Origin of the sequence: Saccharopolyspora sp. ASAGF58 (genome assembly GCF_012277335.1) — a bacterium.
Lineage (GTDB): Bacteria > Actinomycetota > Actinomycetes > Mycobacteriales > Pseudonocardiaceae > Saccharopolyspora > Saccharopolyspora hattusasensis.
In genome coordinates this window covers 5,545,117-5,557,718 of the sequence record NZ_CP040605.1, presented here as the reverse complement: position 1 = coordinate 5,557,718, position 12,602 = coordinate 5,545,117, and the positions used below count along the sequence as shown (strand labels likewise).

11 protein-coding genes are annotated in these 12,602 nt (G+C 67.2%); 4 read left to right on the top strand and 7 right to left on the bottom strand.

Annotation, left to right across the window (positions count from 1 at the left end):
- Positions 1–83: 83 nt before the first annotated feature.
- A complete protein-coding gene (locus FDZ84_RS26100; RefSeq protein WP_168588024.1) occupies positions 84–404 on the bottom strand; it encodes a GYD domain-containing protein in 321 nt (106 codons plus the stop codon).
- Between the two features lie 518 nt (positions 405–922).
- Here FDZ84_RS26100 and FDZ84_RS26095 point away from each other — a divergent pair.
- The 3 genes from FDZ84_RS26095 (at position 923) to FDZ84_RS26085 (ending at position 5,345) form a co-directional block, all read left to right on the top strand.
- Entirely contained in the window at positions 923–1,522 is a 600-nt protein-coding gene (locus FDZ84_RS26095; protein ID WP_168588023.1) for a choice-of-anchor C family protein, read from the top strand.
- A 786-nt stretch (positions 1,523–2,308) separates the two neighbouring features.
- Entirely contained in the window at positions 2,309–2,734 is a 426-nt protein-coding gene (locus tag FDZ84_RS26090; protein WP_210435114.1) for an SsgA family sporulation/cell division regulator, read from the top strand.
- 217 nt (positions 2,735–2,951) lie between these two features.
- Entirely contained in the window at positions 2,952–5,345 is a 2,394-nt protein-coding gene (locus FDZ84_RS26085; protein ID WP_305852019.1) for an endonuclease/exonuclease/phosphatase family protein, read from the top strand.
- A gap of 85 nt (positions 5,346–5,430) precedes the next feature.
- Here FDZ84_RS26085 and FDZ84_RS26080 read toward each other — a convergent pair whose 3' ends face one another.
- From FDZ84_RS26080 to FDZ84_RS26055, 6 genes are all read right to left on the bottom strand, one after another.
- Positions 5,431–5,922 carry an alpha/beta fold hydrolase gene (locus FDZ84_RS26080; protein WP_168588022.1) on the bottom strand — a complete coding sequence of 164 codons (492 nt, stop codon included), beginning with the start codon at positions 5,920–5,922 and terminating at the stop codon, positions 5,431–5,433.
- A gap of 152 nt (positions 5,923–6,074) precedes the next feature.
- Positions 6,075–6,710, bottom strand: a complete 636-nt coding sequence (locus FDZ84_RS26075) for an NAD(P)-dependent oxidoreductase (RefSeq protein ID WP_168588021.1) — start codon at positions 6,708–6,710, stop codon at positions 6,075–6,077.
- A 23-nt stretch (positions 6,711–6,733) separates the two neighbouring features.
- Complete coding sequence (locus FDZ84_RS26070) at positions 6,734–7,756, bottom strand: LLM class flavin-dependent oxidoreductase (RefSeq protein WP_168588020.1); 1,023 nt, start codon at positions 7,754–7,756, stop codon at positions 6,734–6,736.
- 502 nt (positions 7,757–8,258) lie between these two features.
- Positions 8,259–8,618: a PH domain-containing protein gene (locus FDZ84_RS26065; protein WP_168588019.1), complete on the bottom strand. Its 360-nt coding sequence runs from the start codon at positions 8,616–8,618 to the stop codon at positions 8,259–8,261.
- Between the two features lie 189 nt (positions 8,619–8,807).
- Positions 8,808–10,037, bottom strand: coding sequence for a hypothetical protein (locus tag FDZ84_RS26060; protein WP_246868431.1), 1,230 nt, complete (start codon positions 10,035–10,037; stop codon positions 8,808–8,810).
- The gene (locus FDZ84_RS26055) at positions 10,034–11,536 is read right to left on the bottom strand and encodes a polysaccharide biosynthesis tyrosine autokinase (protein ID WP_168588018.1); all 1,503 of its coding nucleotides are present in this window, start codon (positions 11,534–11,536) and stop codon (positions 10,034–10,036) included. Before FDZ84_RS26055 ends, FDZ84_RS26060 begins: the two co-directional genes overlap by 4 nt.
- Before the next feature lie 296 nt (positions 11,537–11,832).
- On the opposite strand from FDZ84_RS26055, the gene FDZ84_RS26050 reads away from it, so the two are divergent.
- Complete coding sequence (locus FDZ84_RS26050; RefSeq protein ID WP_168588017.1) at positions 11,833–12,600, top strand: CDP-alcohol phosphatidyltransferase family protein; 768 nt, start codon at positions 11,833–11,835, stop codon at positions 12,598–12,600.
- The last annotated feature ends 2 nt before the right edge of the window (positions 12,601–12,602 follow it).

Here is a 12,602-nt window from a genome sequence, read left to right as displayed (position 1 = left end):
GTGACGGCGCATCGTCGCGATCCCGGCAGCGCTCAGCAGCCTGCGGTGGCCGCAGGTCCGGACCGCACCGACATCGGCCGCCGTCAGGAACCGGGGGCGCGAAAGTCGACAGCCTTCCGCACAGCCTCGTCGATGTCCTCGGGGCGGAGGAGCGGCACCGCCCTGGACGTCACGGCGCCGGTGGCCTGCACCGCCATAGCCGTGGCGGCCATGGAGACGTCGTCGGGCACGTCGACAACGATGTAGAAATCGTCGTCGCCGAACGCGAAGTACATCGACTCGAGCGTTCCGCCGCACGACCCGAGGACCCTCTCAACGGCCTCCCGCCGCCCGGTTCCGCCCTCGGCGAGCACCCCCTTCGTCCCCTCGGTGGTGTAGCTGCCCTGCACCAAGTACTTCGGCATGTCGCTCCCCAGTTCACCCGTGCGGCCACCCGTGGCCGCGGTTCTGTTCCCACACTCGGGCACGAGAGCAGGCTGGGCCATTCGAGGCAGCCGCCCGGACTCATGATGTCGGCTGTGGGTGGCGGTACCACGTTTTCTCCGCCTGCCGCCGTTAGCGGCTGCAGCCTCGGCCGCCGTTGACAACACCAGCAGGCCACGACCGCCACGCGGCTCGAAGAACGATCAGTTCATTCATCCGATGATCGTCCAGGCCGGAAAAATTTCGTAAATCTTGAATAGTCAAATGTAAATCTGGCGATCACGCATCGTCAGGCACAATTGCGGGAGCATAAATTTTAAGCAGGCCAGACGACCACCCATACGGCCCAAACCCACCCGAAAGGCCCATTGCGGCATGCGAATCAACCGGCTACTTTCAGTGGGCCGCAACCAGTTTCTTTGTCGCCAACCTGCGATTTTGATAACTGAACTGCGGACTATTGCAACTCGCCCTTCCCTTGGAGGATTCATTGCTGCCCATGCGAAACTACCTCGCTGCTACCACCGCGGCCGTTCTGTTCGGCGGTGTCGGCATCTTGTTGACGGCACCGGCTTCCGCGTCGCCTAGCGCGATCAGCCATTTTGACGACGGCAGTTTCGAAACGCCAACGGTGGCAGCAAACACGTTCCAGAACTTCGCGATGGGGCAGTCTATCGGACCGTGGCGGGTGGCGAGCGGGAATGTCGACCTGATCGGCGCAGGGTTCTGGCAGGCTGCCGACGGTGACCAGTCCGTCGACCTCAACGGCGGTAATGCGGGGGCTGTTGCCCAGACTTTCAAGACGGTCCCGGGAACAGGGTACACAGTGACGTACTCCCTTGCCGGCAATCCCGGCGAATCGACGAAACTGAAAACGGGCAAGGTCCTCATCGACGGGCAGAATTTCCAAGACTTCTCCTTTGACACGACCGGGAAAACAATGACCAACATGGGCTATGTGAGACGGCAGGTGACCTTCGTGGCCACCAGTACATCCACGATGTTGACGTTCGCCAGCACCACCCCCAACAGTGCGTGGGGACCGGTGATCGACGACGTCACGGTCGACCCCTGCCCGCCTGCCCCGTGCTGTGGGTGATCCGGGCGCGGTGATGGCGGATAACCCGGTTGGATCGCCGGTGCGCGGCCCGCACAGCCGCGCGCGAGTTCTTTGAGCCGGTTTACAAGGCGGGTGTGGGACGGGGCCGTCTCACACCCGCCGACGCTCATCGCGTTCCAGCGCCTGGGCGAGAGCCTGCACGGAGCCTGCACCGTCTCCGCCGAATGGAGCGAGTTTTTGGCGCCGGCCGCCAGAAGTCGAATTCGACGAATCGGCTCATGCCGATCGACTGTCCCCCATCACGGCACCGTTGACCGGACGCAGGAGAGAAGTATTCGATCGACTGTGCACCCAAATAGAATGGAATCGGCTTTCCCGGGCATCACCCATGGGAATTCGATATTCGACATCTACTCCAGGCCTTCCCGGGTGCTGGGTGACCGGGTATCACTCGGCCTCGACACGCTGAATCTGAAGGAAGTGGTGGAGTACTTTCCCGATCCTGACTCCTCTTACTCCGGCGGGTTCTTCGACTCCGCAAGAATGCCGTCGCCCTAACTTACATCCGCGTCATGTCGGGTGACCCATGTCCTCGTGGGAAAGCCATCGATTTCCGCTGGTTTTCGCTCGACGCGCTTCGGCGTCGGGGTCTCCGGGGGGTCTCCGGAAGGCAGGCATAGACGGTCGGTCGGCTGACCCGGGCGGCGTCGGCCAACGCGGCATCCGGATTGCCACCAGGGATCTGAAGACATCGTGAAGAAGACATGAACCCGGGTTGGGCACGCTGGTATCTAGGAAGTGAAGCCGACGCTTGGGAGTGCGGACATGATGGCAAACGATCACGGCACGGTGCTCGCCACCATGGTCTTCAACCTGGTAGCCCCGGCGGGTGTGATCGCGCCGGTTGGCGTGGAACTGGGGTACGACAGCCGCAACCCGTACGAGATCTGCATGAAGCTCAACGTGGGCAAGGCCGGTCAGGTGGATTGGGTGATCGCCCGCGACCTGCTGGCCGACGGGCTGGTCGCCGAGGCAGGCGAAGGCGACGTGCGAATCCGCCCTCGACTGGACGATCCGGGGTTGGTCGTGATCGAGTTGAGCTCGCCGTCAGGGCAGGCCGCCTTCGAAGTGAATGCCGATCAGCTTGCGGAGTTCTTGAACGACACCTACGAGGTGGTCGCACCCGGTGACGAACACCGGTGGATGAGCTTCGACGAGGCGCTGAGCCGGCTGCTCTCGCACAACCTGTAGCGGCCCGGTTCCCCCGAAACGCCGCACACCAGGCGGCCCAGCCGCGGGACCTGGTGTGGCCCTGAACAACAGAAGCCGAGGTACCAGGAACTCGACGCCAGCACGCGGCGCAGTCCGGCTGCGATTCAACTGACCTTCGCCGTTTGGATGTGCGGCCGACACCGAAGCTTGATCGACGGGGTCCCACTGGTTCACCCGATTGGGTCAATATGCCTCGGTGACATCACTCCTACGTAATCCCCGCCGTGCACTCGCGGCGGTCACTGTTGCCGCTGTTGGCGGGTTGACCGTGCTGGTCACGCCCGCTGCGGCGGCACCGAGCACTGGCCCGGTCATCGCCGAGGTGTACGGCGGCGGCGGAAACTCCGGCGCGCACCTCACCCAGGACTTCATCGAACTGGCGACAGTCGGCAGCGCCGCGGCGGACCTGACCGGGATGAGCGTGCAGTACCTGCCGGCCTCGCCGACCGCGAGCACCCGCTGGCAGGCCACGGCGCTGTCCGGTTCGGTCGAACCGGGCGCGCGTTACCTCGTCGGCGAGGCCAAGGGCGGCAGCGGCACGGTCGAACTGCCCGCACCGGAGGCCGCGGGGTCGATCAACATGGCGGCGGCCTCCGGCACGGTGGCGCTGGTCGAGGGGACGACCCCGCTCACCTGCCTCACCGCCGGCGACTGCGCGGCCGACTCGCGGATCGTCGACCTCGTCGGCTACGGCAGCGCGGTGCTCCGGGAGACCGGCCCGGCTCCTGCGGGCAGCAACACCACCTCCGTCTACCGCCCCGGGCTGGTCGACGCCGACGACAACACGGCCGACTTCGTGGCCGGCTCGCCGACCCCGGAGAACTCCCCGGGCGAGGGGCCCGGCGGGCCCGGCGGTGGAGTGACCGACGCGCGCATTCACGACGTCCAGGGCATCACCCGGACATCCCCGATGGCTGGCAGGGTCGTGCGGGTCCCCGGCATAGTGACCGCGACGCGGACCTTCGGCTCGGCACGTGGTTTCTGGCTGCAGGACCCCGAACCCGACAACGACCCGCGGACCAGCGAGGGCATCTTCGTGGTCACCGGTTCGGTGACCCCGGACGTCGCGGTCGGCGACGCCCTCACCGTCACCGGTGCGGTGGCCGAGTACCGCCCCTCGTCCGGCTCCCCGACGACCACCGAGCTCACCAGCGCCACCTGGACCACCGCCTCGCGCGGCAACGAGCCGCCCGATGCGGTCGCGATCACCGAGAACACGGTGCCCGAGCAGTACGTCCCGGAGCCGGGCGGCAGCATCGAATCGCTGCCGCTGGAGCCCTCGAAGTACGCGTTGGACTTCTGGGCGGCCCACGAAGGTGAGCTGATCAGCATCGTCGACGCGCGTGCCGTGGGCGGGACCACCGCCTACAACGAGCTCTACGTGACCACCAAGCCGAACGAGCACCCGACTGCCCGCGGTGGCTCGGTGTACCTCGGCTACGACGCGACCAACAGCGGGATCCTCAAGGTGCAATCGCTGATCCCGTTCTCCGAACAACCGTTCCCGCAGGCCAACGTGGGTGACGTCCTCACCGGTATCACCTCGGGACCGGTCGAGTACAGCCAGTTCGGCGGGTACACCGTCCAGGCCTCGATCCTTGGCGAGCTCAAGGACAACGGTCTGGTGCGCGAGGTCACCCGTCCGCAAAAGGGTGGCGAGCTCGCGGTGGCCACCTACAACGTGGAGAACCTGTCGGCCGTCGACGAGCAGGCCAAGTTCGACGGGCTGGCCAGCGGCATCGTGAAGCACCTGTCCTCGCCCGACATCGTCACGCTGGAGGAGATCCAAGACAACAACGGACCTGCGGGTGCGAACGACGGCGTGGTGGCGGCGGACCAGACGCTGAAGCGCTTCGCCGACGCGATCGTGGCGGCGGGTGGCCCGCGCTACGAGTGGCGGCAGATCGCCCCCCAGGACATGACCGACGGTGGCCAGCCGGGTGGCAACATCCGGGTGGGCTTCCTGTTCAACCCGAAGCGGGTGTCGTTCGTGGACCGGCCGGGCGGTGATGCCACGACCGCGGTCGACGTGGTGACCAACGAGAAGAGCAAGCCACACCTGTCGGTTTCCCCCGGCCGGGTCGACCCGGGCAACGCGGCGTGGCAGAACAGCCGCAAGCCGCTGGTCGGCGAGTTCGCCTTCCAGGGCAAGGCGGTGTTCGTCGTGGCGAACCACTTCGCCTCGAAGGGCGGCGACCAGTCCGTGCACGGGATCAACCAGCCATCGAACCGCAGCTCCGAGGTGCAGCGTGTGAAGCAGGCCGAGGTCCTGCGCGCGTTCACCGACAAGCTGCTCGCGGCCGATCCGAAGGCGAACGTCGTGGTCGCCGGCGACCTGAACGACTACCAGTTCTCGCCGACCCTGCAGACCCTCACCCAGGGGGATGCGCTGACGGCGTTGATCAACACCCTGCCGGAGAACAAGCGCTACAGCTACGTGTTCGAGGGCCGCTCGCAGGCCCTCGACCACATGCTGGTGTCGCGGACACCGCGGCAGGTGGACTACGACGTGGTGCACATCAACTCCGAGTTCGCCATGCAGTCCAGCGACCACGACCCGCAGATCGTGCGTTTCCAACCCGGTAACTGACCCGCGAGTCCCCGCTCTGGTCGCGGCTGGAGCCACCCGAGGCCGCCTCGGTGTGTTCAACGCAACCGAGGTGGCCTCGGGTGCTTCACATCTGGCGGGCGGGGCGAGGGGCACCGGCCGATGAACCGGTATCAGCGTGAGGTGTTTTCGTCCCAGAAGCGCATAGGTGGGGGACGAGGTTACGAGGCCTTTCCTCGGGGAAGAACAGCTTGCCGCCCTGGACCTCCACCACTTCGGTAGCGCCGGGGATGGTGCCACGCAGCCAATACGCCCATCGCAGCGCGAAGTTCTGGTCTCCGGTGCCCCACACGACCAGTGTCGGGACGGTGAGCTCCGTCAGCCCTGGTTCGATCGCCATCAGGTCGGCTGCAGTCAGCGACACCAGCAGTCGCTCGAACTGCCGTCCGGCTTCCAGCGTGCCGAGCACTGGACGAACGTAGCCGTGCAGCACCTCGTCGTCGACCCGTTCTGAATGCTCGTACCCTTGGCCGAAAGCGCTCCCCCGGATGAGTTCTACGTTCCCGGCGAGCTCGATTCCGAGCTGGGCCAGCTGTCCGGCTCCGGCGAGTTCGACCACCGGGCGGAACGCTTCGGGCGGCAGATGCGGGCCGGGGCAGGTGACTGCCCGTGAGTGTTTTTGGGTGCTATGGCACCCAAAAACACTCACGGGCGTTCTTCGGACGGCAGCAGGCATCGATGCCGTTCGCCGCGCCCGATGACCCGGAACGCTCAGTAGGCAACCGAGATGTGTTCGCGTGGGTGCTCCTGGCGCTCGATCTCGTCGACGACCGCCAGCGCGAAGTCGGCACCGGAGATCTCCGACTTGCCGTTCTCGTCAAACAGAGCCACGTCGCCGCCGAGGCGGTAGGCGCCGGTCCGCTCGCCAGCAGCCCAGGAGCCGTAGCCGCCCGCGGGCGAGAACACGGTCCAGTCGAGTCCGTCCGGCGCGCCGGTCGCGAGCCATTCCCGGATCCCGTCCATCTCCAGCGCCTCCGACCGGAACTGCTCGGAGATCTCCCCCTCGACGAACCTGGGCTCGCCCGGCGCGGGGCGCAGCGACGCGAACCCGACGATCACGATCAAGCGTGCCCCGGTGCTGGCCGCCGCATTTGCGAAGTCCTGGTACAGGCCGTGGAGCCGGCCCACCAGGTCCCCGCGCGGCGACAGGGTCGCGACCACCACGTCCTGGCCGGCGATCAGCGCCGTGGCGTCCTCGGCCCTGCCGTGCCTGTAGACCACCCCGGCGACCGGCGTGGTGGGCGCTGACCGCGAGAACGACGTCACCTGATGACCACGCGCGGCTGCCTCGGTGACGACGTTGCTGCCGGTGTATCCAGTACCGCCGATGATCAGGATCTTGCCCATGGTGACTCCCCTGCGGGTAGATGTCAGCGCCAGCCGATCGAGGGCGCGACGTGGGTGAGAATGCTGTCCAGCACGTGACTGTTGTAATCCACCCCGAGCTGGTTGGGCACGGTCAACAGCAGCGTGTCAGCCTCGGCGATCGCCTCGTCGCCGGCCAGCTGCTGCACCAGCACGTCGGGCTCGGCGGCGTAGGTGCGGCCGAAGATGGCCCGCGTGTTCGCGTCGATGTATCCGACGTGGTCCTCGCTGTCGCCGTCGCGGCCGAAGTACGCGCGGTCCAGGTCATTGGTGAGCGCGAAAATGCTGCGCGACACCGACACGCGCGGTTCGCGCTGCCACCCGGACTCGGCCCACACCTTGCGGAACGCCCGGATCTGCTCGGCCTGCTGCACGTGGAACGGCGCCCCGCCCTCATCGTCCTTGAGGGTCGAGCTCATCAGGTTCATGCCGAGCTTGGCTGCCCAGGCCGCGGTGGCGTTGGAGCCGGCACCCCACCAGATCCGGTCCCGCAGCCCCTCGGAGTACGGCTCGATGCGCAGCAGTCCGGGTGGGTTGGCGAACATCGGGCGCGGGTTCGGCTCGGCGAACCCCTTGCCTTCCAGCATCTTCAGCAACACCTCAGTGTGCTTGCGGGCCATGTCGGCGTCGGTCTCGCCACCGCTTGGCTGGTAGCCGAAGTATCGCCATCCGTCGATCACCTGCTCTGGCGAGCCACGGCTGATGCCGAGCTGGAGCCTGCTGCCGGAGATCAGGTCCGCCGCCCCGGCTTCCTCTGCCATGTACATCGGGTTCTCGTACCGCATGTCGATCACGCCGGTGCCGATCTCGATGCGTGAGGTCTTGGCGCCGATCGCGGCCAGCAGCGGGAACGGGGAGCCCTGTTGCCGGGCGAAGTGGTGCACCCGGAAGTAGGCGCCGTCGACACCTAGCTCTTCTGCCGCCACAGCCAGGTCGATGGCCTGCAGCAACGAGTCGGAGGCGGTCCTGGTCTGCGAATGCGGAGTGCTGGACCAGTGTCCGAAGGATAGGAATCCGATGCGTTTCACGACCGTTGCAACACCGCAGCCCACTGGTTGATTCCTCAACTAATTCGGTGACCGACGACACGGAGCCGCGTCCCAGGGGACTCGGTACTTCGCGCCCGCTCGTTGCAGCAACACGCAGCTGCGGACCCCGAAGCGGCAAACCCGTTCGCTCCAGGCAAGCAACGCCCACCACGGGTTCCCAGACACCCAGGAAGTGCGCAATTTCGCGAGAAATTGGCGTTCACCCGGGTGACGGCCAATTTCTCGCGAAATTGCGCGGCCCGAAGACGGGCGCGCCGCTACCCGCGCCGCTGCGTCTCATGAGTTCGAGAACGCGGCCACTCTCAAGGAGATACTCACCGCGCTGCACGCCCCGAAGCCTTAGCCGGCAGGTCGCCATCCAGGGCCAACCCACATCTTTGCGTGATCAGTGCCATGCACCCTCGAGACCTGGTTGTACTGCAGAACCTCGATCGGCCAAGGACCCCGTCGGCATCCAGGGCTGCCGTGCTTCGCGACTCGCTCAGCGCACTACGTAGGCGCTCATGAGGGCCTGGACCTCGTAGACGTCGACGCCTTTGCCAAACTGCTTCGTGATCGGCTCGGCGTTGCCGGAAAGCCAGATCTTCAACTCGGCGTCGAGGTCGAAGGTGCCGGCGGTCTCGACGGAGAAGTGGGTGATGCTGCGATACGGAATCGAGTGGTACTCGACCTTGCGGCCGGTCATCCCCTGCTTGTCGATGAGGATCAAGCGCCGGTCCGTGAAGAGGAACGAGTCCCGGATCAACTGGTAGGCGGCATGAACTTCCTCCCCCTGCGCCAACAAGCGCCCGAACTCCTGCGCTGCTGCACGAGGATCGATCCGCGAAGCGTTGCCCAGCATTCAGCCGAAAAGTCCCATGCTCGCACTCCTCACCGAAGAATCCGTTCCGTGCGACCACAGTAACGAAACGCCTGATGGCCGGCATCGTCCCTCCGGGACCCGACGCAGCGGGGCCGCGAACCCGAGAGCGCTTGAAGCGCCGGTGGCGTCGCCCCGGGATCGGCCCGCGCTCCATTCTGGTTAGGCTGTTCATGCTTCGCGTCGTGAGCGGATCGCCAGGCGTCGCACGTGCCATGCCGAGTAGATTCCTCCGCATGCCATGAGCCACGGCACGGCGATCACGGAGCCCGACAGGACTGTTACGACCGCGACCAGCACGATGCCCAGCGCCGAATCCGCGAGCCGGACGAAGAAAATGTGGCGCGACATGCGCCGGGCGACCACCTCGGTGACATGGGGCAGTCCCGCTGCCCAGACCATCAAGTACGCGACCCACCCGAGTACCAGCAGGGGGTCCACGGCTTGACCGGTCAGCAAGGTTCCCAGGGGGTTGGCGAGCAATGTCAGCGCGACGCCGCCGACTCCGGTGCCGGTGATCAGCAGCCACGTCGCGCGGTGGACGAGCCGTTGCGCGGCGACGGCGTCCTGCCTCGTCTTGGCTACGAAGTTCGACAGCAAGAAACTGCCCGCGCCGTTGATCACCACCTGCAGCGGTGCGACGACGAGGCGACCGGCTTCGAGCACCCCCACCGCGGCCGTGGACACCAGCAGCGCGACCAGGGCGCGTGACCCGAGGAGCGCGGCCGGACGCAAGGCGGCCTGCAAGGATCTCCAGGCGGCGAACGACATCACCGCGGGCAGACCGGCGGTTCCGGCCCGCAGCCGCCGCAATTCCGCTGCGGGTAGCTGCATAACTCCCACGAACACCGCTGCGGCCGCTCCGACGGCCATCGACACGAACAGCGCGGGCAGCGAGAGCCCGGCCAGCGCAGCTGATGCGAGCGCGAGCACCGTCGCGGTGACGTGCACGATGTCGTTGCCCACGAGGTGCCAGAACTGCAATCTGGCCATCAGCAACCGCCGCACCGTTTCCGCGGCCAGTCGCAGCACTGCCATCATCCCGAAGGCCAGCGCGGTAGCTGGTTCGCCGTCGCGCAGCAGCAGGGCCGCGCCGACTGCGACGGCGAAGCACAGCATCCAGCCCGCGAGGGCGCTGGTGACGATGCTGGCCCGGGTGCGGGGTTCGTGGCGGTCGAGGACCGCTAGCGAGTCACCCACCCAGCCCGTGTACAGCGCGATCGCCGTCACCAGCAACGCCAGCAGTAGCACGAAGGATCCGAACTCGGCGAGCCCCAGCGTGCGGGCGGCCAGCACCTGAAGCACCAGACTCGTGCCCGCGGTGATGCCCTGCGACAACACCGGGGCGGCGACCTTCGCGACGAGGCGCCGTTTCGGTGCTCGCGCACCGGTCGTGGTCATCGGGATGGTTGCGGGGCGGGAGATTCGGCAACGCGCCCGGCCGGGGCCGCCCCGGCGAATGTCAGCACGTACCCGGTGATCGTTCCGCCGAACAGCTGCAGCTGCTCGCGCAACCTGCGCAGCGAACCGAGATCGCCGTCTCGCCGCACCGTCACCACCACTCCGTCCGACGCGCTGATCAGCGACGTCGTCTCCGGCTGGGAGATCAGCGGGGGCAGGTCCACCAACACCAGGTCGTAGCGCGACCGCATCTCCGCGATCACCTGCTGCAGCAGTCCGGAACGCAGCTGCTCCCGGGAGTAGGGCTGTCCGTGCCCCGCGGGCACCACGCTGAACCCGACCCCGTTGCCCAGGTGCACCGGGTGCGCCGACTGGGCCAGCGACGCGTCCCCGGTAGCGATCGAGGTCAGCCCGGGCCAGTCGGCCAGCCCCAGCATCTGAGACAGGTCGCGGGAGCGGATCGCGGCGTCGACCACCAGCACCTGCAGGCCGTCCCGGGCGGCGGCGCTGGCGATCTGCATCGTGGTCGTCGTCGCTCCCTCACCGCCGGACGGGCCCGTGACGAGCACGACTCCCCGGCCCACCGTCGAGCGCAGACCGGAGGCCACCAGCTGGTAGGAACGCAGCGGCGGGACGCCTGGTCTGCGCAGCGCCAGGATGGCCTGGGAGGGCAGCGTCTCGATCTCGCCGAGCACCGGTTCGTCGACGACGCGGGTGAGGTCGTCGGCATCGCGCACCCGGTGATCGCGATCGGCGCGGAACCAGGCCAGCGCGGCCGCGAGCATCAGGCCGACCGCCGTGCCGACGGCGAGATCGCGCAGGACCGCGCGCCAAGGACTCGTGCTCTCCGGAGACGCGACATCCACGAACGACACCCCGTCGGCGAACTGCGAGGCCACCACCTGGATCCGGGTGATCTGCTTGTCCAGGTCGCTGAGCGTCGAGCCGGCGGCCGAGCCGACGGGGCTGCTCGACGGGCGCGCGCCAGCCTCCGCCACGATCGCCGCGCGTTGCGCGTGCAACGTCTCCAACGCCTTGTCCGTGGTGGCGATCACCTCTGCCCTGGACCGGTCCTGGTAGGCGGCGATGACGGCGTTAGCGATCAGCACGGAACGCTCTAAGCCCGGCCCGTCGACGTTGATCTCGATGGACTCGCCGCTCGAAGAGGCGTCCGCGGTGATGGCGGCGCGCAGCTGCAGCACGGTCTCCTGGCCGCCGAGCCGGGCACGCGCGTCGTCGAGCACCTCGTCGGAGGTGACGAACAAGGCCCGCTGCTTGACGTAGCGGAGGAAGCTGGACTCGCTGGCCATCTCGATCCCGAGGACCCCGGTCTGGTCGGGTGCCTTGAGCACGATGCGCGCTTGGGCGCTGCGGCCGTCGCCCGCCACCAGTGGGACCAGCAGGCTGATCAGCACCGCGGCTGCCACGATCACCAACGAGATCCAGCGATACCGCCACAACGCACCGAAGATCGTCGGTGCCGGGTGGGCGTCGTCCATCGACCGTCATTCCGCTCTGTGTGCCAAAAGTTGAGTGTTCCTCCGGACAGGCCGGCGCCGATCGGTAACGCACCGGGCCCCTGCGGCGAATACCGCGTGAGCGCAGTGATCGGAAACCGCTTGGAAATTCGCGGTCGATGGGGCAAGTCGACCGGTCGGGCTACCCGGGAGGAGAACACCGATATTTTTCAGTATTCAGACGATGGTGATCGCCTGTCAAGTTCCTCCGCCCGGCGGCACCGCGCTTTGGCCTACCCAGTGATTTCCACACGTGTTGGCAGGAGTGAAAGGCTTCGATGACCACCACCGACATGCCGAAATCCGGCTTTGCGGCGGCGTTGCGCCGGTTACCGTCCGCGCAGAAGCCGGCCAAGGGAGCGCCGGCCTACTCGCGGTTCGTCAACCGCAAGGCTGGTGGCTACCTCGCGGCGGCCGCCTTCGTGCTCAAGGCGACACCGAACCAGGTCACCGCCGTCAGCGCGCTGTTCACCTTCGCCGGCATCGCCGCTGTCGCCACCGCCACACCGTCGTGGGCGCTGGGCATCGCGGTGAGCCTGGCGCTGGTCGTCGGGTACGCGCTGGATTCGGCCGATGGGCAACTCGCCCGGTTGCGGCGCACCGGCAGCGTCGCGGGCGAGTGGCTGGACCACGTGATCGACAGCGCGAAGATCGCCACCCTGCACCTGGCCGTGCTCGTCTGCGCGTTCCGGTTCTTCGACCTCCCCAGCGGTTTCCTGCTGGTCCCGCTAGGTTACGCCGCGGTCGAGACCGTCATGTTCTTCGCGATGATCCTCAACGATCAGTTGCGCCGCGGCCGCAACTCCGGTTCCGGCACACCGGCCCCCGCTGCGGGATCACCTTCGATCCTGCGGTCGTTGCTGGTCCTGCCGACCGACTACGGGGTGCTGTGCCTGGCTTTCCTGCTGCTGGGGTCCCCGATGGCGTTCTCCCTGCTCTACGGCGCGCTCTTCCTGCTCAACACCGCATTCCTCGCCGCGGCGCTGCCGAAATGGTTCGGTGACATGGCGCGCCTCGACCGCACGGCTGCGGATCAGGAGCGGTGACG

What these genes read in the sequence shown, in the direction of transcription:
- FDZ84_RS26065 (WP_168588019.1), bottom strand. Translation starts at nt 8,618, where the DNA reads ATGCTGGGCAACGCTTCGCGGATCGATCCTCGTGCAGCAGCGCAGGAG.
- FDZ84_RS26100 (WP_168588024.1), bottom strand. Translation starts at nt 404, where the DNA reads ATGCCGAAGTACTTGGTGCAGGGCAGCTACACCACCGAGGGGACGAAG.
- FDZ84_RS26050 (WP_168588017.1), top strand. Translation starts at nt 11,833, where the DNA reads ATGACCACCACCGACATGCCGAAATCCGGCTTTGCGGCGGCGTTGCGC.
- FDZ84_RS26055 (WP_168588018.1), bottom strand. Translation starts at nt 11,536, where the DNA reads ATGGACGACGCCCACCCGGCACCGACGATCTTCGGTGCGTTGTGGCGG.
- FDZ84_RS26075 (WP_168588021.1), bottom strand. Translation starts at nt 6,710, where the DNA reads ATGGGCAAGATCCTGATCATCGGCGGTACTGGATACACCGGCAGCAAC.
- FDZ84_RS26060 (WP_246868431.1), bottom strand. Translation starts at nt 10,037, where the DNA reads ATGACCACGACCGGTGCGCGAGCACCGAAACGGCGCCTCGTCGCGAAG.
- FDZ84_RS26095 (WP_168588023.1), top strand. Translation starts at nt 923, where the DNA reads ATGCGAAACTACCTCGCTGCTACCACCGCGGCCGTTCTGTTCGGCGGT.
- FDZ84_RS26090 (WP_210435114.1), top strand. Translation starts at nt 2,309, where the DNA reads ATGATGGCAAACGATCACGGCACGGTGCTCGCCACCATGGTCTTCAAC.